General features: G+C 41.0%; 22 protein-coding genes. 9 read left to right on the top strand and 13 right to left on the bottom strand.

Annotation, left to right across the window (positions count from 1 at the left end; genetic code table 11):
- Positions 1-95: 95 nt before the first annotated feature.
- Both B3C94_RS00565 and B3C94_RS00560 read right to left on the bottom strand, forming a co-directional pair.
- Positions 96-992: a helix-turn-helix domain-containing protein gene (locus B3C94_RS00565; protein WP_293897408.1), complete on the bottom strand. Its 897-nt coding sequence runs from the start codon at positions 990-992 to the stop codon at positions 96-98.
- Positions 993-1,056: 64 nt separating this feature from the next.
- Complete coding sequence (locus B3C94_RS00560) at positions 1,057-1,557, bottom strand: GNAT family N-acetyltransferase (protein WP_293897406.1); 501 nt, start codon at positions 1,555-1,557, stop codon at positions 1,057-1,059.
- A 219-nt stretch (positions 1,558-1,776) separates the two neighbouring features.
- Here B3C94_RS00560 and B3C94_RS00555 point away from each other — a divergent pair, with 219 nt between their 5' ends.
- Together B3C94_RS00555 and B3C94_RS00550 are read left to right on the top strand one after the other, a co-directional pair.
- Entirely contained in the window at positions 1,777-2,229 is a 453-nt protein-coding gene (locus B3C94_RS00555) for a GNAT family N-acetyltransferase (protein WP_293897404.1), read from the top strand.
- 19 nt (positions 2,230-2,248) lie between these two features.
- Positions 2,249-2,701: a VOC family protein gene (locus B3C94_RS00550; protein WP_293897402.1), complete on the top strand. Its 453-nt coding sequence runs from the start codon at positions 2,249-2,251 to the stop codon at positions 2,699-2,701.
- Positions 2,702-2,717: 16 nt separating this feature from the next.
- Here the strand turns inward: B3C94_RS00550 and B3C94_RS00545 are convergent, their stop codons facing one another.
- The 4 genes from B3C94_RS00545 to B3C94_RS00530 all read right to left on the bottom strand — a co-directional run bounded on the left by B3C94_RS00545 (position 2,718) and on the right by B3C94_RS00530 (position 5,401).
- Positions 2,718-3,257, bottom strand: a complete 540-nt coding sequence (locus tag B3C94_RS00545; protein WP_293897400.1) for a GNAT family N-acetyltransferase — start codon at positions 3,255-3,257, stop codon at positions 2,718-2,720.
- Positions 3,258-3,260: 3 nt separating this feature from the next.
- Positions 3,261-3,716: a DUF4180 domain-containing protein gene (locus B3C94_RS00540; RefSeq protein WP_293897398.1), complete on the bottom strand. Its 456-nt coding sequence runs from the start codon at positions 3,714-3,716 to the stop codon at positions 3,261-3,263.
- A gap of 97 nt (positions 3,717-3,813) precedes the next feature.
- Entirely contained in the window at positions 3,814-4,623 is an 810-nt protein-coding gene (locus tag B3C94_RS00535; protein ID WP_293897396.1) for an alpha/beta fold hydrolase, read from the bottom strand.
- Positions 4,616-5,401 (bottom strand): class I SAM-dependent methyltransferase, encoded by a 786-nt coding sequence (locus tag B3C94_RS00530; RefSeq protein ID WP_293897394.1) that lies wholly within the window; start codon positions 5,399-5,401, stop codon positions 4,616-4,618. Before B3C94_RS00530 ends, B3C94_RS00535 begins: the two co-directional genes overlap by 8 nt.
- Positions 5,402-5,711: 310 nt before the next feature.
- On the opposite strand from B3C94_RS00530, the gene B3C94_RS00525 reads away from it, so the two are divergent.
- The gene (locus B3C94_RS00525; protein WP_293897392.1) at positions 5,712-6,545 is read left to right on the top strand and encodes a hypothetical protein; all 834 of its coding nucleotides are present in this window, start codon (positions 5,712-5,714) and stop codon (positions 6,543-6,545) included.
- 170 nt (positions 6,546-6,715) lie between these two features.
- Here B3C94_RS00525 and B3C94_RS00520 read toward each other — a convergent pair whose 3' ends face one another.
- Genes B3C94_RS00520 through B3C94_RS00510 form a run of 3 tightly spaced genes read right to left on the bottom strand, consistent with a single transcriptional unit; the run spans position 6,716 to position 12,524 of the window.
- Entirely contained in the window at positions 6,716-7,813 is a 1,098-nt protein-coding gene (locus tag B3C94_RS00520; RefSeq protein WP_293897390.1) for an efflux RND transporter periplasmic adaptor subunit, read from the bottom strand.
- A 21-nt stretch (positions 7,814-7,834) separates the two neighbouring features.
- Entirely contained in the window at positions 7,835-11,125 is a 3,291-nt protein-coding gene (locus B3C94_RS00515; protein WP_293897388.1) for an efflux RND transporter permease subunit, read from the bottom strand.
- Positions 11,126-11,135: 10 nt separating this feature from the next.
- Positions 11,136-12,524, bottom strand: coding sequence for a TolC family protein (locus B3C94_RS00510; protein ID WP_293897386.1), 1,389 nt, complete (start codon positions 12,522-12,524; stop codon positions 11,136-11,138).
- Between the two features lie 170 nt (positions 12,525-12,694).
- On the opposite strand from B3C94_RS00510, the gene B3C94_RS00505 reads away from it, so the two are divergent.
- On the top strand, positions 12,695-13,705 hold the full coding sequence (locus B3C94_RS00505; protein ID WP_293897384.1) for a sensor histidine kinase: 1,011 nt from the start codon (positions 12,695-12,697) through the stop codon (positions 13,703-13,705).
- A gap of 3 nt (positions 13,706-13,708) precedes the next feature.
- Positions 13,709-14,407 carry a LytR/AlgR family response regulator transcription factor gene (locus B3C94_RS00500; protein WP_293897382.1) on the top strand — a complete coding sequence of 233 codons (699 nt, stop codon included), beginning with the start codon at positions 13,709-13,711 and terminating at the stop codon, positions 14,405-14,407.
- 38 nt (positions 14,408-14,445) lie between these two features.
- Here the strand turns inward: B3C94_RS00500 and B3C94_RS00495 are convergent, their stop codons facing one another.
- On the bottom strand, positions 14,446-14,925 hold the full coding sequence (locus B3C94_RS00495) for an OsmC family protein (RefSeq protein WP_293897380.1): 480 nt from the start codon (positions 14,923-14,925) through the stop codon (positions 14,446-14,448).
- A 381-nt stretch (positions 14,926-15,306) separates the two neighbouring features.
- Between B3C94_RS00495 and lpdA the strand changes: the two genes are divergently transcribed.
- Positions 15,307-16,710: a dihydrolipoyl dehydrogenase gene (gene lpdA, locus B3C94_RS00490; RefSeq protein ID WP_293897378.1), complete on the top strand. Its 1,404-nt coding sequence runs from the start codon at positions 15,307-15,309 to the stop codon at positions 16,708-16,710.
- Between the two features lie 201 nt (positions 16,711-16,911).
- Positions 16,912-17,481: a Crp/Fnr family transcriptional regulator gene (locus tag B3C94_RS00485; protein WP_293897376.1), complete on the top strand. Its 570-nt coding sequence runs from the start codon at positions 16,912-16,914 to the stop codon at positions 17,479-17,481.
- A 36-nt stretch (positions 17,482-17,517) separates the two neighbouring features.
- Here B3C94_RS00485 and B3C94_RS00480 read toward each other — a convergent pair whose 3' ends face one another.
- Entirely contained in the window at positions 17,518-18,414 is an 897-nt protein-coding gene (locus B3C94_RS00480; protein WP_293897374.1) for a LysR family transcriptional regulator, read from the bottom strand.
- Between the two features lie 97 nt (positions 18,415-18,511).
- Between B3C94_RS00480 and B3C94_RS00475 the strand changes: the two genes are divergently transcribed.
- Together B3C94_RS00475 and B3C94_RS00470 are read left to right on the top strand one after the other, a co-directional pair.
- The gene (locus B3C94_RS00475; RefSeq protein WP_293897372.1) at positions 18,512-19,123 is read left to right on the top strand and encodes an NAD(P)H-dependent oxidoreductase; all 612 of its coding nucleotides are present in this window, start codon (positions 18,512-18,514) and stop codon (positions 19,121-19,123) included.
- 82 nt (positions 19,124-19,205) lie between these two features.
- Positions 19,206-19,496, top strand: coding sequence for a putative quinol monooxygenase (locus B3C94_RS00470; protein ID WP_293897370.1), 291 nt, complete (start codon positions 19,206-19,208; stop codon positions 19,494-19,496).
- Positions 19,497-19,652: 156 nt separating this feature from the next.
- Here B3C94_RS00470 and B3C94_RS00465 read toward each other — a convergent pair whose 3' ends face one another.
- Together B3C94_RS00465 and B3C94_RS00460 are read right to left on the bottom strand one after the other, a co-directional pair.
- Positions 19,653-19,946 carry a hypothetical protein gene (locus B3C94_RS00465; RefSeq protein WP_293897369.1) on the bottom strand — a complete coding sequence of 98 codons (294 nt, stop codon included), beginning with the start codon at positions 19,944-19,946 and terminating at the stop codon, positions 19,653-19,655.
- A gap of 109 nt (positions 19,947-20,055) precedes the next feature.
- Positions 20,056-20,802: a glutamine amidotransferase-related protein gene (locus tag B3C94_RS00460; protein ID WP_293897367.1), complete on the bottom strand. Its 747-nt coding sequence runs from the start codon at positions 20,800-20,802 to the stop codon at positions 20,056-20,058.
- Positions 20,803-20,809 lie beyond the last annotated feature (7 nt).

Here is a 20,809-nt window from a genome sequence, read left to right as displayed (position 1 = left end):
TTCTTGTGTTTTATTAATTCTTGAGTAAAGTTACCAATACCACCTTGATCATGTATGCCCTCAAATTCGCTATTGTTCTACCGAATTTCCTCTATCTACATATTTTGTCGCTTTCGGTATTCAGATGGCGATAAGGTGGAGTATTTTTTGAAAAAACGGCCGAATGCAGAAACGGAATTAAATCCGATTTCATATGAAATCTGCGAGATGGTCTTTTCGGGATTTCCGAGCAGTACATATGCTTCTTTCAGCAAACTCTCATCGATAATTTCATGCGGTGTTTTACCTGATGCTTTCTTAACAATGTTAATCAGGTATTTGTTTGAAATAAATAACTGGTCGGCGTAATATTGTACCTCTCTGTATTGATTGCTGTGCCGCTGGACCAAATCTGTAAACTTATAGAAAAGGTTGTTAATTTCTTGGGTGCCGTCTGAAGCGATTTGATCCGCCAAGGCTAGTTCGTCGGCAATCTCCAAAAGTAGATTAAAGATGATTGTTCGAATAATATCTGCCGTAAAGCGTGTCGTCCGTAGCGTAACTTCCTTGAGGTAATCTATTAATTTTAACAATTTGTTAATTTGCTTGTCTTGGGAATTGAGTAGTGTAAACGTCGAATTCTTGAAAAGTCCCAATTGTTCAATAAAGAAAGGATTGACAATATGTTTGAGCAGGAATGCCTTGTCAAAGAAGAGCAGCTTCATTCTAAAGTCTGAGCTGACCTGGGAAAACCGGATAATTGTTGTCGGTGCGGATACAAGAATCTTATTTTTAGAAATATGGTATTCCTGATTATCGACTTCGATATTGATGTCGCCTGCAGTACAGATGCAGATGGCATAAAAGTCGATGCGAAAAGCATTGCTTGGGTACTCAAAAATTGGATTTCCAGAAGAAATATAATAAGGGCGATGGCAGTTTACTCCAAAGAACGATAAGGTATCCTGAAGACTTTCGTGTGCGCTGCAGTTTTTCTTTACCTTAAGCTTCATGGATTTTTTGTTTGGCTCGGGCATAGGCTGAGAAGATTGTTTCTAATAAACGAATGGGCTTTGCTTATTTGGCTGCAGTTCGTTTGAGGATCAGTTTTTCGGTCGCAATATCGTCTTCGATTCCGACGAAAAAACTCTTGAATCCGAATTTGTTTAACAGGCGTTTCGAAGCTGTGTTATCGGGATCAATAATGCCGATGACATCCCTATCTGGATTCAACGCTGTCGCTAATGCGAGCATTGACTCGCAAATCTGAGTTCCCAAACCTTTCCCCCAGTGTTCCTGACGGAGCAAATAGCCTATTTCAAATACGGTAGGATCTTTTTTGTAGTTTACGAGCTTACAGTCTCCCAAAAGTTTTTGCGTATTTGCTTCAATTACTTTGAAATAGCCTAAATCAGGATCTTGGTTGAGTTGGAGAATCGACTCAAATTTTCTTTTGGCCTGCTCATCGGATAATCCTTTGCCAGTGATATATTTCATGACATCATCCTCTTTTACCAAATCATAAAAGGAATCAAAATCTTCAAATAGGTATTTTTTAAATACAAGTGTGTTGTGCATGGCTAATGTGTTTATTTACAAGATAAGGTTGTTTTCTCTTAAATCAAATTATCGCATCGCAAATCATCATCTTTCTGTCTTATTTAACTTTTCAATGATTTTAGTTGCCTAATTTAACTTACATTGTCGTTCTGTACAGCCCAGCATAGCATTTTGGGGCCAGCGTATGGAGCTTGCTATGCTGTGCAGACAAAATATTTTTGAGCGAAAGGCAAAGTTATGGAAATAAGAGCGGCGATAGAAGCTGACTATCCGGCGATTTTAAGAATTTGGGAAAATTCGGTTCGGGCGACACATGATTTTTTGAAGGAGGAGGATCTTCAGTTATATAAGAAACTCATTCCAACAGCATATTTACCCCAATTAAAGGCGTTCATCATCGAAAACAATGCGCATCCCTGTGCTTTTTTTGCTGTCTCAGATGATAATCTAGAAATGCTATTTGTGGATACGGAGTACAGGGGGCAAAGGCTTGGGGGCTTAGCGCTGAGCTATGTTTTAGACCATCTTGAGGTCTATCAGGTGGATGTCAATGAACAAAATCAGCAGGCTGTTGATTTTTATCTGAAAAAAGGATACCAGCTCGTGGAGCGTTCGGCCGTCGATGGTATGGGGAAATCTTACCCAATACTGCATTTACGTCACGAAAAAGCTGTTAATGGATTGCAATAATTTTAAAATGATATAATATATGATACAAGGTTTATACGAAACGCATATTCAGGTGCGGGATTTAGCGAAAGCTGTGGCATTTTATACGGAGGTTTTGGGATTGCGTGTCGCCCATCGTGACCCGACACGTCCTATTGTTTTTTTGTGGATAGGATCGGGCAAGGATTATATGTTGGGTCTGTGGCAGGAAGAAGCAAATTTTCAGCCGAGACATTTTGCCTTTAGGGCAAATAAGGAAGATATACTGAACTATGCCGTGGATTATCTCAAAACCCGTGATCTGACTCCTTATAATTTTTTAAGGGATGGTATTGAAGCGCCGATGGTCTTTGCGTGGATGCCTGCATTGGCAATCTATTTTAACGATCCGGATGGCAATCAATTGGAGTTTATCTCAGTTTTGGAAGGGGAGGGCATACCTGAATTGGGCGTACTTTCGTATGCCGATTGGCTGAAACATACCGCACTGTAATTTGCTTTTTGGCAAATCACAGTGTGGCATTCCATTCTTCGGCAAGCATGGCAAAGAGGATATCATCTTCCCAGGTGCCGTTATGAAAATAGCTCTTTACAAAATAAGCTTCCTTTCGAAATCCCAGGCTTGTTAAAAGTTGAATTGACGCTTTGTTTTCTGGTGCTACGGAAGCAATGATCCGGTGTTTATTGTATTGACTAAAGAGTGCTTGCATGACCATTTTCAGACCTTCTTTGGCGTAACCTTGCTGCTGGAATTCCTTTTTTATCGTACAGCCCAGCTCGACCTGTAGATTTTCATTGCCAAAAAAATGCACACCGATATCTCCGATTATACTGTTTGAGGTCCTGTCGATCATAACCAACTGAAACCAGCTTTCCGGAAGATCGAAGGACGTCGGATTTTTTGCAATAAAATGCTCCACTTCGGCCAGTGTGGCCGGAATCCAGCCTTGGTATTTATTGGTCTCTTTATCTGAACGGTAGCTGAAAATAGCCCGACTGTCTTCGGTAAGAATAGGCCGAATCAATAATCTTTCTGAGTCAATCTTCATGGCTTAACGTTTTGAAAATCTGGCTATCGCTTCTTCACGCGTACCTACAAAATTGATTTTTTTTGATTTATTGCTTTCGTAGATGAAATCCGCTAAGCTTTTACTATTGTAGATGGAGAAATCGCCAACGATGGCGATGTCAAAGCCGTACTGTGTATATTTTTGAAGGATTTCTCCTGCAAGTTTTGTTTTGAGTTCAAAGAAATCAGCGGTGATATTCTCTTGGTAAATAATTGCTTTGTAGGCTTCATGGGCTCCGCAGTCGACCATAATCTGTAGACCATCTTCGAGATTATTGATCAGAAGACCGGTGCCTTTAACCTCAGCAATGTTTTCGTCATTGAGCTGAAAAATAGTGATTTCCATTTTTTGTATGTTGTAGTTTGAATAAATAAAAGTAGCTGAACCCTCCAGTATCGTCACCTCGATTATAGTTGATGGAGACGATCTATTGACCATAATTTTGGGCCTGATGATCCATAAGATAAGTTGGTGTATGTATTGTATAGCTTTGCTAAGCTACAAATAAAATCCGTGGTAAGGATAGACTTTTGGATTACTCGAATGCAGTTTGTTGATAGAGTTTGACGATTTCATCAATGACTAGATCCGGTTCATCGTAAAAGACATGATGTTCCGCATGTTGAGCCAAAAGATAACGGCGGTTGCTTTTTTGATCAGCAAATTTTTTAAGGGCAGCAATAAATAAACTGCGATCGGGTTCTTCAAAAGGTGATTTTCCTGAGCCAATGACAGTCATCGGCACATTGATTTTTCCTGCAACCTCATGTAAAACAGCCGTTGACGCTTCGTAGTTTAAAACGAGATGATAGAACCCTAAGCTTTCTTTCTTGATGTTATCAAGCTCACTTGCATATTCTCTCTTCAATGATTTGGATCGCTCCATGGTCATGAAATAAGGGGATACAATATCGATCATTACCGTGCCAACAACCTGACCTGGATTGGTCGTTATAAATTTCATCGTATAGTTACCGCCAAAAGAATGAGCAACAAAAAAGTACCAATCCGGGTATCCCAATTGCTGCAATGCAGTTTTAAGATCCTTTACTTCATTTGTCAAGCTAACATTAACGGTATCAATTTCACTTTTTCCAAAGCCCGCTCGGTCGTAGGTAATTAATGGGACGCCCAGTTTGTTGGACAGGGGTTCCATTAACTTTCTCCAAACGGAAGCGTCATTTCCTGCACCAGATTCAAAGATAATCGGGATACCTTTTCCCTCCATTAAAGTAAAATGAAGGCTGTGGTTACCTACATTGATGAGGGTATCCCGAAGCTGGGCTTTTAAAATGAGTCCATAGGCTGTTAGCCATACTAGAATAAATAAACGGAGTTTATACATAGCCCCTCACATCATTCATTTTAAGTGTCATGGATGTCGCTTCTGTTTCTATCCATCTTGTATATTCCTCGATAGCCTGCAAGCGAAGTTCGTCAGAGATATACCCTTCGGTAACCATTTGTCGCGATTGGGCGACTTTGTTCCAGATGGCCAGATTGGTATCAAAGTTAGCTTCTCCTTTTTTGTAGGTCTGATCGGCATTGATAACCTGAACCGAATGGAAACCTGTTTCCTGGAGCAATTCAGCGACCTCATCAGCAACACGATTGTTCATGCCGGCATCTGCTCTCCATTTCAGGAAAGTACGGTAAAATTCGAGCATGCTTTCCGGAGGGGCGGGATTCCATTCAATGGCGGTGTGATTGTAGTCTAAAATAGAAATTTGTCCTCCGGGCTTTAACCAGGATTTAAATAAGCCCAATGCTCGGGGAATATCACTTAACCATTGCATGGTGCGCGCTGTAATAATCAGATCAAACTGATGCGGCGGCAGGTAGTCGAAGATATTACTGCAGATAAGGCTCAGATTTTTGGTGCCGCCATATAATTCATTGCCGCTGTCTATAAAAGCTGCTGTGTTATCCAGACCGATTATTGTCCCGTCACCGATATGTGCCGCTACCTCTTTGGTGAGTGTTCCTGTACCGCAACCCACATCCAATATTTTTATTCCGGGAGACAGTAGCGGAATAATCGTTCTATAATCGGAGGATAATGTTCTTCGTTCGAATATTTTATTGGCTTGCTGATCTTTTCTATCAATAAATTTCTCTTTCATTTGATTGGGTTTAGTTGCTTGTAAATATAGCATTTGCTCTCCGGTTAAAAAACTTCTGTTCGTTTAACCGTTTTTGTTGGCGAATCTGACCAACGGTTGAGGACATTCCTTGGTTGGGAATGGTAAAGACAAATTTATACTAAGGTATAAGAAGATCATTTATTGCCTTATAAAGAACAGCGATACTTTGGGATAAATACCCTAATAATGGATTATTTTATGTCGTTTTGTTGTTTTTTTTAGAGTAGTTTTTATATTTTTAAAAAACGGCACCATTGCCGTTATGATTAAACTAACATATCCTGATATTATGCAAAAAATATTTAAAATTCTGATGCTGATTTATTGTGCAGTTTTTCTTTCAGCCTGTTCTTCCAACTATCTTATGACATTCAATGGGGAAAATGTAACGAAAGATGAAGAAAAAGGAACATTTTCTTTTAATAATGATACGTTACAAATTGATTATTCCTTTGCGGATAGAGATGGTAAAATTTATCTTCGGATCAAAAATAACATAGACAAACCCGTATTATGGGATATGAAAAGTTCGGCCTTAATTATTAACGGTAAAACTTTCAGCTATTCTGCTGAACAGGCCGCATTCAATGGAAAGGTGAATGCTTCGGTTTCCGATATGGGTGCGAGTAAATCCTCGATATTCAACGATACTTGGGTTAACGGCTATATCACAGGATCAATAAGCTTGCCGAAAGACGTGATACTTATCCCGCCACATGCGTATGTGGACGGACATTATTTTGATTTTAAAGATGATGTTAAATCCATTGTACGATCATCCCCAAAAGAGAAAGTGTATATGTATGATATGAATGGGGAGAGTTATGCGGTTAAACTCGCTCGATTTGAAGGAACTGAATCACCTTATGTTCTACGTAGTTATCTAAGTTATTCGATTTTAGACGAGGGTAAGGCGATCCCTAAAACAACAGAGCAAAAATTTTATGCCGCCCAGCTTTGGCAGACTGGTACGGTAGCGCTTAATAATATTCTTGAACTGTATAATAAGCGCGGGGATGTGATGGCTGTTAAAGAGAAAAAAGGACAGGAGGCCATGATTGTTGGGGGAGCTTTGGCACTCACCGCAGTGGCTGCAGCAATTGAACCTAAAGAAGGGAAATAGCATCCAAGCTCAGCGATGATAGCTAGACTGACCAATAAGAAAGGTGCTCCCGTTTTTTGGATTCGTACAGCCGTTTAAATTTATGGGTATTTTAAAGAAAATAAAAACCGAACCCGATAGAGTCGGGTTCGGTTCTTATTATGGATGAAGCCTTTAAATTCATTAGCGTCTTATTTGACCGATGTACCATCTAAAATCTCTTCGTCCGCTTTGCTGATCAATCTGCTCTCCTTTTTTAAATCACCAAATATTTCGATTTGACCATCTATGCTGCGTCCTTTCTGTACAGGAATACGTTGTGTTTTGCTATCAACGACAGCAATCACGAAACTCCCTTCACCGGATGTAAATACAGCTGATTTCGGAACTACAAACGTACTGTCTTGGGAGGTTAAAGGCAATTCAACCTCTGCGACCATGCCCGGTAATAACTTGTTGTCCGTATTGATAATGTCAATTTCTACTCTTTCAGATCTGAGCCTGCTATCTAGGGCTCCCGACTTGCGTGCAATCTTGCCCGAAAAGGTTTGCCCTGGCAATGACTTAACCGTAAATTGCAAGGGTTGGTTTTCCGCTAAAAAACCGGAATATTGTTCTGGAACGGCTACCGCTAATCTGAGTTTACGTTGTTGTTGAATGGTCATGATCGGCATCTCCGAGCCACGTCCAGCGGGCCCGACGTAGGCACCTTGATTGACATTTCTTGTTGCGATGATACCGTCGAACGGTGCTCTTATTTCCAGATAATTCAATAAGTTCTGTACTTCGGCGTACGCGCTTTTCGCTGCTTGGTATTGTGCAAAATCGGCATTCTTTTTCGCTTCGGCCACCTCTAGATCGAGTCTGGCCACAGTTCCTTCGACTTTGCTGGTTTCAAAGAGTCTGTCGTAGGTGCTTTTGGTTGCCATATAGACCGCCTCTTGTGATTTCAACCGCGATTTTGCTGCAGCAAGCTGCGAGCTTAATTCTGGAGCTTCCAGCACAGCCAACAATTGGCCGGTATGTACTTTACTTCCGATGTCTACATTCAGACTCTTGACATAGCTGCTGACCTTGGCATAAATCTCCACCTGTTGAAATCCACTTATTTCCCCGGGGATCTGCATTTTATTTGTTAGTTTTTGTTTGGTGGGAGCAAATGTTTCCATCACTGGGGCTGCGGCCTCTGGAGCCTCTTTTTTTGCATTTTCCTCGGCAGCCGAATGGCATCCTGTTAAGGATGCGATCAGACCGGCGATAGATAATATTTTGAACAGATTATTTTTCATATTTTATAGATTATACTGCTTTTACGATAAAGGTTTTAATGCGGCAATATAGTGTTTACTTTCTTTGTCTTCAGGATCTAATGATATCGATTGTGTACTGCTTTTTTCTTGCGCCCAAGCAAATATAAGGGGTAGAATGACCAATACAGCGAATGTCGAAAATAGTAAACCTCCGATTACGGCCCGGCCCAGCGGCGAAACTTGTTCTCCCCCTTCACCATGGCCTATGGCCATAGGGAGCATCCCTACAATCATGGCTAAACTGGTCATGATAATTGGCCGAAGTCTTAAGGATGCTGCCTCACGGGCTGCAGCCAGAGCGTCCCCATGATGCCGGCGGATATGTTCGGCATTGGTGATGAGCAAAACGGCGTTCGCGATGGAAACACCCACCGACATGATAATCCCCATGTAGGACTGCAAGTTGAGGGTAGATCCGGTCAACAATAGCAAAATCAATGACCCCAGCACAACTGCAGGAACTGTGGTAAGCACAACCATAGAAACTTTGAACGATTGAAAGTTAGCCGATAGCATCAAAAATATGACGATGATAGCTACAGCAAGGCCCGATTCGAGGCTGCTCATGGTCTCTGACAATACTTTTCCAAGTCCTATTTGCTCGATCGACAAGCCGCGAGGAAGTTCACCGAGGGCTTTGATACTACGCTGTACATCTTTGGAAGCCGTTTTTAAATCTGTATGATCAATATTTGCCGTAACTGACACATAGGGCATTGCACCTAAATTGTCGTTTTCACCATAGGTGAAGGACGGTGTGATCGTTGCGACGTCGCTCAGAATTGGCCGCGCTGAATTTTTCAACAATGGGATTTCACCGATTTCTTTCTCATCTTTCATTTTATCGATGGGAACCTGAACTTGGACGTTATAGGAGAGACCTGCCTTTTCATCGATCCAGGTATTTTTTTCAGTATAACGCGAAGAAGAAGTGGAAGCGATAAGCGATCGTGTTACTTCGCTTAGGTCGATACCCAATTGTGCGGCCCTGACGCGGTCTATCTTAATATCGTACGAAGGATATTTAATGGACTGGGCCAGTTGCACATCCCTAAAGTAAGGGATTGTTTTTAACTCTTCAATCAATTTACCAGCGTACTTCTCGTTGTTCTTTTTGTTTTTTCCAGCGATCCGAACTTCAATAGGAGTAGGCGATCCCTGACTTAATACTTTATCTGTAAGTTCGATCGGTTCAAAGGATACCTGTACATCGGGAACTGCTGCTTTCAGACGTTTCCGATATTCATCACGGAAACTGTCCATATCGTGATGGTAGTCTTTAAGAGCAATCTGGAAAACAGCTTCATGTGGACCAGCCATAAAAAGATAGATCGGTGATACGGAAAATTGTCCGGGATGCTGTCCGATATAGACCGAAGATATGCTAATATGTTCTTTCCCGACTAGTTTTTCCAGTTCGGCAAGCGCCAGTTTTGCTTTTTCTTCGGTACGTTCGATACGTGTACCTTCCGCGGCACGAAGACGCATTTGGAACTGACTCGAATTGACTTTCGGAAATACATCCTGGCCGATTGTTGAAAGTAAAATAACAACAAGACTTATTGCTCCAAGCAGATACACTACAGTAATGGTTTTCTTTCTTTTGAATAGACGATCGATCATTTTCATGAATCTGTTTCTGAACCGTTCAAAAATACTGACCTTTCCATCGTTGTTAAAGTCTTCCCGTTCCACCAATAGTTTTTTCTGATTTAGGGTATCCTGTTCGGATTCTACGGTCAATCCGGATGCGGCAAATTGGACTTCGTCTGCATTCAAGCCTTTCGGTTCGGTCGCATGTGGAGCTTTATGCGCATGATCTTTCATGAGCCAGTTTGCCATGATGGGAACGAAAGTCTGCGAAAGAAGAAAGGATATGATCATTGAAAATCCAATGGACAAAGCCAGGGGAAGAAACAATGATCCTGGAATTCCTGTCATTGTAAATGCCGGAGCAAACACGGCTAGTATACAGAGTAGAATCAATAATTTAGGTAAGGCAATTTCCTTACAAGCATCCCAAATAGCCAAGGCTTTGGGTTTGCCCATGTCCAGATGCTGATGTATATTTTCTATCGTCACCGTACTTTCGTCAACCAGGATACCTATGGCTAGGGCCAGTCCGCTCAGGGACATGAGGTTGATGGTCTGCCCGAAGAGTTTGAGGAAGAGAACCCCCGAGATAACGGATATCGGAATGGTTAGGATAACGATAAGGGCAGCTCTTCGATCTCCTAAAAATAAGAGAACCATTAACCCGGTAAGGATAGCGCCAATGGCACCTTCGGTAATTAAACTTTTTACGGAATTGATGACATATACGGATTGATCGAATTCGTAGGATAGTTTGACGTCATCGGGTAAATTCTCCTGAATTTTTGGGAGTGCCGCTTTTAAATTTTGAACGACTTCCCAGGTTGAGGCATCTCCGGCTTTGGCAATACTAACGTATACAGAGCGCTTGCCGTTGACCAGTGCATATCCAGCGGTCACATCGGCTCCATCCTTTACTGTAGCGATATCACCCAGGTAAAGATTTTGTACACCGCCTTTAAACAGCGGAATTTTCTCAAAATCTTTGACCTCCTTAATGGTGTTGTTGGTTGGAGTAATATAATTTTTATCCTGAATACGTACGTTTCCAGCGGGTGCAGTCTGGTTGTTGAGACGTAAGGCTTCTACGACTTGATCGGGCGTCATATTGTGGCTCCGCATTAAGTCTGGGTCAACGTTTACCTCAATCGTGCGTGGACTTCCCCCAAAAGGAGGAGGAGACAATAGACCGGGGATCGACGTAAACGATGCACGGACATATACATTGGCAAGATCTTGCAGTTCATTATTTGAACGCTTATTGCTGCTCAATACCAGCTGACCTACAGGAAGCGACGAAGCATCAAACCGGATAATGAAAGGCGGTTGTGAGCCTGGAGGAAAGGAGGCCTGGATCCGGTTGGCCAAGGCACTGAGCTCGGCTGCTGCCTGCGCCATGTTGGTATCTTCGTAATAAGATACTTTCATTAAGGTCAGCCCTTGGATATTTTTGGTTTCAATGGATTTGACCCCATTGGCAAAAAGAAGGATATTGACGTAGTTTTTGGCAAAATAAGATTCCATTTGATCTGGCGAGTAGCCGCCAAATGGGTGGGCAATATAAATAACCGGAAGGTTCATTTTCGGCAGAATATCCACCTTGATCGATCGAACGGCACCTATGCCAAAGACAATAAGTCCCAATACGAGTACGAGGATAGATATTGGCTTGCGTAGGGCAAAACGTATTAAATTCATGGAATGTTATTTATAGTTCTTTATTGAAAATATCAAAATCTCCTGCTGCCGCAGCTTTTAGCAAAAGCGACTGCCAAAGATTGATGTGGACGATCTCGCGATCAGTTTCGGCTCTATTGAGTGTATAAAGGGTCTGGGTAACATCGACAAGTGTAGCTAGACCATTTTTATACATTGTCATTTTTTGATTGTAGGCCTGTTGGGCTGCTGAAACTTGTCTCGGAGCTTCCACATCGCTTTTTCTGGCCAATTGGATTTTAACATCTGCGGCATCCAGCTGCGCAGTCAATCGTGCTTCGGCTGTTTGGTATTCTTCTCGCAGGGCATCATTTGTGTAGCGTTGTGCACTGATTTTTTTATTGATACGCGCAATCGAAGTTAAATTCCAGTTGATGCCTAATCCCAAAAGATAATTTTGACGGTTAGGGCGTATTCCCTGCCAGTAATTTGATGTGTAAGCCTGTAAATCGGAGGTGTATTCGCTTTTGAAACCAGACCCTCTTGTTTGAAATACACCAAATGCGGTTACAGTGGGCAGATATTCTTTGCCAGATAGCCGCAATTGCTGTTCACCAAGGTCAATTTTACTTTTATAAAATTGCAAAATGGGATTACTCGCTATCAAATTTGTTGAAAGAGGAGTTAGCTGCAGGGGTGTTTTCTGAACAAGAACAGTATCTATCTGCAGGTCTTTTGCCGGAATTCCCATTAATACCGTCAGCTTGTTATTTTGTTCTTTGACATTTTCGCGGGCCTGATTGAGGCTGATTTTTGCGCGTGAAACTTCGGCAGAGGCTAAAGTTGAATCTACTCCGGGTAAAATGCCATTTTTTACTTTTGTGGCAGCGATATTTAAAAAGACCAGTGCACGATCGAGGTTCATCTGCTGATTTTTTTCCAGTCTTTGGCTGGCCAATAAATTCAGGTAGGCTGCTGCAATTTTGACCTTATGCTGGAATTGCTCCTGTCCAAGGTCGGCTTGCAATCGCTTGCTGTCTGATTTAGCCAATTCGATACGTTCTTTTTTTCGTCCAAAGGTGTAGATATCCCAATTGACATTGGCTAAGTAAAGCGCACCAAATGCGGCATTCCAATTTTGTTCGGGGAGAGGAGCTCCTGAAGAAGCTACACCCAATCCGCCGAATCCATACAGCGGACCATTTTGTCCATTAACTGTACCATAATCCTGTTGGGCTACGATGTTCAGGTTGGGCCAAAAGTCGCGTTTGACTTGTTCATTGGTCTGTAGGGAAGACTGAAGATAATATTCCTTTGCCTTGATATTCCCATAATTCGCAAGCCCCTGTTCTACAGCATCGCGGAGCGTGAGCGTCTGGGCGAAGGAAATGGAGCTTGCAAGTGATACAGCCAATGACAACACTAAATTCAATTTCAGCATAGGTTATATATCATTTTATGGACACGAAGATAGTGATGACCTAAGCTGCGACGTTTGTTTAAAATGATCTATGCCGTTTAAAAATGACCAATTTAATTCGTCATTTATTTTTCTGCTGTTATAAACATAAAACTTTTACTTTGTAACAGAATTTTAACAAAAAAAGGATTATGAGAAAGGTTTTGGAGAACAAGATCATACAGGAGGCCCTCCTATTGATCTTTTCGTTTATCCTCTTTACTTTGAACGATTGGATTTTGATCCTGAGCTGGAAGGTTTTTTTGATGGGAGTGTTCTATTTCTTGATCCTTTACGCGCATGCGCAATTGAATCGATTTTTCCTATTGCCCTTGCTGCTGAAAAAAAATAAACCGCTGTTGTATATTATGGCTTCCGTGGCAATACTCTTGGTATTTGCACTGATATTAAAAGAGTTGACAGATAACGTGATCTACAAAAATTGTTTTCTTTATAAAAATCTTGTTCAGAAAACTTTCCATTATCAATTTGGTGTATTATTGGGATCCTTGATCTGTATTTTGGGAAGTATTCAATTTATCGAATTTTACCGTTTTCAGCGTTTGAAGACCAGACGTGAGCTACTTTCAAATCAGACTCAACTGTCCCATTTAAAAAAGCAGCTTAACCCACATTTTCTGTTTAATACCTTAAATACCATTTACGGTATTAATCTGAAGTATCCAGAACGTACTTCCGAATTGATTATCAAAGTTTCTCAGCTTCTTCGCTATCAGATGGAAAGCAGCGACCGGGAATTTGTTTCTATGGACGATGAAATTGATTTTATCTCCAGTTATATCGAGTTAGAACGGGAACGACTAGGCTATCGGACCAAAATTGAGTTTGACTATCAAAAAGAGGAGGATATCAATTATCAGATTGCTCCTATGCTATTAATCACTTTCGTTGAAAATGCTTTTAAACACGGAACGTGCAGTATCGAAGATTGTTTTGTACATATTTCCATCAAGATTGAAAAAGGGAACTTATATTTGCATGTACGGAATTCTGTTCCTGTTAAGAAAAGGAATGTGTTTTCGGCAAAAATAGGTTTGGAAAATACGATGGCACGATTAAAGCTTTTGTATCCTAATCGGTATAAGTTAACCACAAATTCCAAGAAAGAGGAGTATGAAGTGTCATTGGTTATCAATCTTTAAACAATGAATAAAAATAGCTGTATCGTAGTCGATGATGAACCTGCCGCACATTATGTACTGGTAAATTATATTGAAAGAAGTGCTAATTTGCAGTTGGTCGCCCAGTGTTATAATGCATTTGAGGCATTGGAGTTTCTTCGGGAGAACAAAGTTGATTTAATTTTTTTGGATATTGAAATGCCTGAAATAAATGGGATAGAGTTTCTGAAAATGCTGGATAACCCGCCCAAAACTATTTTGACAACCGCTTATTCCGAATATGCACTGGAGAGCTATGATTATGGCGTTGTCGATTACTTGCTTAAACCGATCTCATTTCCCAGGTTTTTTAAAGCCGTGCAACGTTTTCTGTCCTATAATAATACGGTCGTGACTCCACAGGAGGACGAACCAAAATCCATCAGTATCCGGATGGATGGACGTGTTATAGATGTTAAATTATCCCAGATTGATTTTATCCAGAGCTTTGGCAATTATGTGAAAATCGTCACCCCAAACCAGACTTTTTTAACGGCAAGTACCACACAGCAAATTCTCACACAGGTGCCGGCATCAAAATTTATTCGTATTCACAAGTCTTATATTGCCTCAATCAATAAGGTCAGTAAGTATGAACATGGAATGGTGCAGATCAATAATACATCAATACCTGTTGGTATTACTTTTCGCAGGGAATTGCAAGAGCGGCTAGCGAATAAATAGGATTGGCCGTTCGAGATCATTTGGAGGAGTTAATTTCATTATCTTTGAGATGTGCTCGCAGTGACCTTGGGCCGGTGCAAAACCGGAAAGTTTACAGAATTGGCAATGAAACAATATTCGTTAGCCTTTTGATGTAATTCCATGGCTAGGGCAATCATTGCAGAATCTTTTACACAGACTGCAGGATTTAGTGTAACTTCTTTAAAATAGCCTTTTCCACTTTCTTCCTCGACCATGATACCTGTTGCCTGGTCTACATATTCTTCCACAATAATTTTATGGACTGAGCAGAAATGAAGGTACCATAACATATGGCAGGAGGATAGGGAGCTTAACAATAAATCTTCGGGATTATGTTTGGTTGGATCTCCGAGAAATGCAGGGTCCGAAGAGCCTTCAATATCGGCTTTGCCGTCAATGACAATGCGGTGGCTTCTTTCATAGTTTTTGTAGTGATCGGTGCCACTGCCGCGATTTCCTGTCCACTCAATGGTGGCTGTGTAATTATGCTGTTTCATCTAAAAGTAGCTATTTGACTTGTTGTGCCAATCTAGGTACAAGTTAAAAAATATAGCTTGAATTTAAGAATGCGTAGAAAGCCTGTTCGCTAGAATTGACTTTTATATTATTTTATAGCCTTCTATTTTTTTTATTTGTAATAATATACTGATTGGTATTTTATTTGTAGATTTGTGTGTAATTTAATTTGTGTATTTAATTTCTGCAAATGAGATGTATTTTATTGCTTTTAAATATACCTTTTGGTATTTTATTTTATACTATGATTGGCGCATATAGGACGGTTTTTATAAGAGGTTTTTGGAAAGAAGGTATTCTGGAGATAAACGGAAGGCCTGTTTTGGATGTGAATTAATCAGTTAACTAAAAATAATTTATATATGGAACACTATGATTTAGTGGTTATAGGCTCTGGCCCAGGCGGCTATGTTGCGGCGATTCGCAGTGCCCAATTGGGGTATAAAACCGCACTTGTAGAGAAATATGATACATTGGGTGGTACCTGTACCAATGTAGGCTGTATTCCCACAAAGGCAATTTTGGATAGTACACATCACTATCATGAAGCACAGCATCATTTTGCTGCACACGGGATTCAGGTAGCGGGGCTATCGATGGACTTTGAACGTTTATATGATCGCAAAGACAAGGTTGTGCTGCAAAATACGCAGGGATTAAATTTTCTGATGAGAAAGAATAAGGTTACAGTGATTCATGGAACGGCCTCTTTCGTTGATAATTCAAGCGTACAGGTTGTTACATCGGCCCATGAGAGTTTGTTACTCGGGGCAAAGAAATTTATCATTGCGACCGGTTCCAAGCCAGCAACAGTTCCGGGAGTAGCCATAGATAAAAAACGTATCATCAGCTCAACAGAGGCGTTGTCTTTGAAAGAAAAGCCAGATAAAATCGTTATTATCGGCGGCGGTGTAATTGGGGTAGAGATGGCATCCATATTCAATAGATTGGGTTGTGAGGTCACTATTATCGAATATGCCGATCGCCTCCTTGCCAATATGGATCATGAATTGGGGGACGCCTTGAAAAAGATACTGCTGCATGATGGCATTAAAATTTTGCTTGAACAGGCTGTTTACAAAACAGAAAATACGGGCAATACAGCTAAAGTTTTTTTTAGAGATCGAGGGGGTAAGGAACAAGAATTACAGGCAGATTATATTCTGGTTGCTGTTGGACGAAAGGCATTTACAGCTGGACTTGGGCTTGAAAATACGGATGTTCGTCTGGATGCCAGAGGGATGATTGTTACAAACGAGCAATTGCAGACTGCAGTTCCCCACATTTATGCTATTGGTGACGTAATAGGTGGAGCGATGTTGGCTCATAAGGCTGAGGAAGAGGCGATATTTGTTGTGGAGCATATGGACGGCCAAAAACCAAAGGTACATTATGACCGGATACCCAGTGTGGTTTATACCTGGCCTGAGGTGGCGTCTGTGGGAGCGACAGAAGAAGATCTCAAAGCTAAAGGCATCGCTTATACTATTGGAAAGTTTCCCTTTTCGGCAAATGCGCGTGCGCGTGCGGGAATGGATACGCAAGGCTTTGTAAAGGTGCTCGCAGATCCAAAATATGGCGAATTATTGGGTGTTCACGTGATCGGCGCACGAGCGGCCGACCTGATTGCTCAGGGTGTTTTGGGTTTGGAGTATGAGATTACTGCCGATAGTATGTCTAGGGTATCTTATGCCCATCCTACGTATTCAGAAGTAATGAAGGAGGCACATACCTTGGCTTCAGGACGGCCATCGGTTAATATCTAAACAAATTGCACGTCTTTTCTACGGAAAATATCGCTTGTTTTATTTCGTAGAAAAGACGCTATTTGTGTAAGGTTCCAAGGTTGCTCAAAATGGAGGCGAAGGTGGAAGCTCCAATAGAAATGAGACTGATTTTTCGGAGAGACAATAGTTTGGATACAAAAATCAATTTCTTTATGTTTGTTGTGTATCATACTTAAATTTATGGACCAGCAGTTATTGTTAGACAGTATCCAGAAAGAGATCAAACTTACTGAAGACGAAATCGTAGGCCTATTGTCAGTGCTGAAGTCCAAGAAAGTGAAGAAGAAACAATATTTGCTATTGGAAGGGGATTTAAGCAGGTACGCTATCTTTGTTGCTTCTGGCTGTCTAAGAAGTTACTGTGTGGATGAGAATGGGTTTCAATATATCCAGCAGTTTGCTCCAGCCGGTTGGTGGATTGGAGATATGTATAGTCTGGTGACTGGCAACCCCGGAAACCTATACATTGATGCGGTATTTGAATCGGAACTATGGATGATCTCCAAAACGGATCTAAACCGACTCTATCAGGAGATTCCGAAATTGAATGTTTATTTTCGGATACTCGCCGAAAATGCACTGGTTTATTATCAAAGCCGATCGATGGAGAATCTCAGTTTAGCCGCCAAGGAACGTTATGAAAAGTTCTGCGCACGCTATCCTACATTGATCGATTGCTTGCCGCAAAAACAAGTGGCTGCCTACATTGGTGTAACGCCTGAATTTTTGAGTAAAATGCTTCATCAGTGATATACACCGGGCTATTACGTCAAGCAGCCCGATGATCTACCACTTCTCTTTGAGCAGGGCCTCTAACTGAACAATTTCCTCTTGGTACATGGTTTTCTTTCTCGTTCCAAAATAAAGTATATTTTCCACGGGGGAAGTCCCTTCCCAGATCAGTTTAATTTTTCCCGATGCTATTGCTTCGGCGCAAAGGAAGTCCGGCACAATAGAAAAGCCTGTATTATTGCTCAGACAACGTATAATAGAGCTTATATTTGGAACAATATAATTGGGACTGAAATCAGGATGTTCACCGAAGTGTGTTGACCAATAGTTTTTTAAATGATCCATATCGGCAGCAGTACTATACCACAATTGTTTTTTCAGCAGCTGAGCAGCTTCCTTAATCTTGTTGCCCGCCAAGAGTTTCTCTAGCTCGGTAGTATCGGTTTGGCAGCCGGCAATCAGGACGATGCGTTCTTTTGAAAAAGCTTCATACTGGAGATTCTGCTGGTTCCCTTTTTGAGGAGTTATAATGAGGTCGAGCAAACCGTTGTCAAGATCCTGCTGCATCTGTGGATATTCCCCAAATTTAATGATCAGATTGAACGGAAGCTGGGCAATATGTTCTTCAAGCGTATATTGAAAGGTCTCAAAGCACATGCCGATGCTAATTGTAGCACGTTCGTCCAAAGCGCGTTTGTGAAAATGTTGCTCGCCCGTTTCCAGTTTCTTTAGTGGGTCAATAACATAATTATATAAGATCTTTCCCTTTTCGGTCGGTACCATTTTTCGTGCGGAACGATCGAAAAGTTTATGCCCGGTAAATGCTTCGAGTGAATTTAGATGCAGGCTGACTCCAGGTTGTGAAATAAATAATTCCTGTGCAGCAGCTGAAAGTGTTCCTGTTTCATAGATCGCCTTAAATGTTCGAAGCCATTCTAAGTTCCATTTCATAGTTATTATTTTTATGATACAAATATACAATTTAAATTATTTGTGTTATTTAAAAATATGATAGAAATTTGTGTTATCAATAAGAAAAATTATAGAAATGAACATATTTATCATTAATGGCGGACAGAACTTCGCTCACTCAGGTGGTTCTTTTAATACCACAATAACAAATTGGACTGTCGAAACACTGGCAGGAAATGGATTCGAAACACGGGTTACCAATATCAATGATGATTTTGAGCCAATGGCGGAAGTTGAAAACTTTAAATGGGCAGATATTATTGTTTATCATTTTCCGGTGTGGTGGTTTCAGGTTCCCAATCGTCTAAAGCTCTATATCGATGAAGTCTTTACGGCAGGGCACAACAATGGTATCTATAAAAGTGATGGCCGATCACGTAAAAATCCGGCAATTAACTATGGTACGGGAGGTTTGATGCAAGGTAAAAAATATATGGTAACCTCAAGCTGGAATGCGCCTGACACTGCATTTACATTAGAAAATGAGTTTTTCGATCAGCATTCTGTTGATGAAGGAGTTTTATTTGGTTTTCATAAGATGAATCAATTTGCCGGGTTGGAGCGTATAGGCAGTTTCCATTTTCATGATATGGAGAAAGGTGCATCAGCAGAGCGTGTTGCTAACTACGAGAAAGTGTATAAGCAATATCTGGAAGAAGTGTTTCAACTGGAAACTACCTTGAATTAAAAATTAAACGAAAGGGAATAGTGCTTATTCATGGCTTTATTGTTATTATTACAGCAACTATTACCAAAACAAAATCAAAACGATGAAAGTATATTTAACAGCAATTTTAAAAGCAGTTCCTTCGCATCGCGAAGAGGTATTGGCATTATTGCTAGAGATGGTTGAAGCAAGTAGGAAAGAAGCGGCCTGTATACAATATGATCTGCATCAGGTGAATGATGATGAGAACCAGTTTATCTTTTATGAAATCTGGAAAGACCAGGCTGGACTGGATGCGCATAATCAACAATCTTATATCGTGGAATTCGGAAAAGTTGCTGGAGAAAAACTGCAGGAAGCGCCCCAAATTTTATTAATGAATAAACTTGCATAAGTGACCCTTTCGTCTGCAAAGACTTTATTGAAGAACGTATTGCAGATGAAATAGCTCTGGGGGGGATGTCTGTGTGGAAAGGATGTGAAAGTATTAAAATAAAAATTGAAGTGGTGGGTACCAAAATCATTTGTGTTACTTTTAGTAAAACATTCTTTACTCTGAGTTAGTGACGCGAATGATTTTGTTGGTACCCTGCTGTACGGCGACGTTCACCTTGTTGCGTTGGGTGAGGCTCTGCTGCAGTAGAGTTAATTCGCTGCTCAGTTGGCCATCTAGATTATCTAACCAGAATGACGCTGCCATAATACCGATCTGCACCCTGTAGATGGAGTCATTTTCCCGTACAACCTGTTCAATAACCTGGTGCTGATACCAGACCAGATCTGTGTTTTCTTTTTTGGAAATGCAAGAAAATAGGAGCAGCCCCAAAAAAAAGAGGTAGCCCATTTTTAAAAGTCGACTGCGCTTAAGGTCCATCAATAGTTTTTTACGTTATAACCAAAGCTACTATTTTTATCTGATTAATGAATTAACTATGCGGATTTAACAGCTTTGTTTAGGAATGTGTACTTTCTGGTTTGATCAAGGTTTCAACATATTCGGATTCAAATAAATCTAAAAAAGTGTGGAGCTTGCTGTTCATTTCTTTGTAGTTGTAGCTTTGAATTTCATTAGCAGATTGTACAAATTGATGCGTTTGGCTTTGGCGCCGAAGATCTGTTTCCGAATCGATCAAAAGGGAGACAACCTCTGGTGTAAATTCCATATGGCATTGAAATCCGTAAACGAGCTTTGCATAGCGCACAATTTGTCTGGGGCAGCCTGCGCTGTTTGCTAATATTTTACTTTCTTCTGTTAGTCCGGGCATATCATTGTGCCAATGTCCGACCTCCAATATATTGCCAAAATGGGCTATGTTGATATCGTTCATTCCCTCGGTCGTGAGCTTGATCGGGAAGACTCCAATCTCTTTTTCCGGGCTATGCGCATACGGCGCAGCGAGTGCCTCGCCAATCAATTGAGCCCCCAGGCAAACTCCCACAACAGCCTTTCCGGCGATAATGCATTGCCGGATAAGCGCAATTTCGGACTTCGCGTCAAAGTAATGGTATTCGGTTTGGGATGAATCTGGACTTTGAGGTCCGCCCATAACGATCAAAAAGTCGATGGAGTCGATTTCTTTTGGAAGAAGGTCCTGCTGGTAAACGCGGGAAAAAGTAACCTGATGTTGGCGCTTTTCTGCCCAATGCAAATAGGCTCCGGGGGCCTCAAAAACTTCGTGCTGTATAAAATGTATGTGCATCTTTTTT

The organism is Sphingobacterium sp. UBA5670 (assembly GCF_002420705.1).
Classification (GTDB): Bacteria; Bacteroidota; Bacteroidia; order Sphingobacteriales; family Sphingobacteriaceae; genus Sphingobacterium.
This window is presented reverse-complemented; position numbering and strand designations above follow the sequence as displayed.

Coding starts and splice junctions, on each gene's coding strand:
- B3C94_RS00495 (WP_293897380.1), bottom strand. CDS start 14,925: ATGAAACAGCATAATTACACAGCCACCATTGAGTGGACAGGAAATCGC.
- B3C94_RS00515 (WP_293897388.1), bottom strand. CDS start 11,125: ATGAATTTAATACGTTTTGCCCTACGCAAGCCAATATCTATCCTCGTA.
- B3C94_RS00505 (WP_293897384.1), top strand. CDS start 12,695: ATGAGAAAGGTTTTGGAGAACAAGATCATACAGGAGGCCCTCCTATTG.
- B3C94_RS00520 (WP_293897390.1), bottom strand. CDS start 7,813: ATGAAAAATAATCTGTTCAAAATATTATCTATCGCCGGTCTGATCGCA.
- B3C94_RS00480 (WP_293897374.1), bottom strand. CDS start 18,414: ATGAAATGGAACTTAGAATGGCTTCGAACATTTAAGGCGATCTATGAA.
- B3C94_RS00555 (WP_293897404.1), top strand. CDS start 1,777: ATGGAAATAAGAGCGGCGATAGAAGCTGACTATCCGGCGATTTTAAGA.
- B3C94_RS00475 (WP_293897372.1), top strand. CDS start 18,512: ATGAACATATTTATCATTAATGGCGGACAGAACTTCGCTCACTCAGGT.
- B3C94_RS00525 (WP_293897392.1), top strand. CDS start 5,712: ATGCAAAAAATATTTAAAATTCTGATGCTGATTTATTGTGCAGTTTTT.
- B3C94_RS00530 (WP_293897394.1), bottom strand. CDS start 5,401: ATGAAAGAGAAATTTATTGATAGAAAAGATCAGCAAGCCAATAAAATA.
- B3C94_RS00565 (WP_293897408.1), bottom strand. CDS start 992: ATGAAGCTTAAGGTAAAGAAAAACTGCAGCGCACACGAAAGTCTTCAG.
- B3C94_RS00465 (WP_293897369.1), bottom strand. CDS start 19,946: ATGGGCTACCTCTTTTTTTTGGGGCTGCTCCTATTTTCTTGCATTTCC.
- B3C94_RS00470 (WP_293897370.1), top strand. CDS start 19,206: ATGAAAGTATATTTAACAGCAATTTTAAAAGCAGTTCCTTCGCATCGC.
- B3C94_RS00540 (WP_293897398.1), bottom strand. CDS start 3,716: ATGGTCAATAGATCGTCTCCATCAACTATAATCGAGGTGACGATACTG.
- B3C94_RS00560 (WP_293897406.1), bottom strand. CDS start 1,557: ATGCACAACACACTTGTATTTAAAAAATACCTATTTGAAGATTTTGAT.
- B3C94_RS00510 (WP_293897386.1), bottom strand. CDS start 12,524: ATGCTGAAATTGAATTTAGTGTTGTCATTGGCTGTATCACTTGCAAGC.
- lpdA (WP_293897378.1), top strand. CDS start 15,307: ATGGAACACTATGATTTAGTGGTTATAGGCTCTGGCCCAGGCGGCTAT.
- B3C94_RS00460 (WP_293897367.1), bottom strand. CDS start 20,802: ATGCACATACATTTTATACAGCACGAAGTTTTTGAGGCCCCCGGAGCC.
- B3C94_RS00535 (WP_293897396.1), bottom strand. CDS start 4,623: ATGTATAAACTCCGTTTATTTATTCTAGTATGGCTAACAGCCTATGGA.
- B3C94_RS00500 (WP_293897382.1), top strand. CDS start 13,709: ATGAATAAAAATAGCTGTATCGTAGTCGATGATGAACCTGCCGCACAT.
- B3C94_RS00550 (WP_293897402.1), top strand. CDS start 2,249: ATGATACAAGGTTTATACGAAACGCATATTCAGGTGCGGGATTTAGCG.
- B3C94_RS00485 (WP_293897376.1), top strand. CDS start 16,912: ATGGACCAGCAGTTATTGTTAGACAGTATCCAGAAAGAGATCAAACTT.
- B3C94_RS00545 (WP_293897400.1), bottom strand. CDS start 3,257: ATGAAGATTGACTCAGAAAGATTATTGATTCGGCCTATTCTTACCGAA.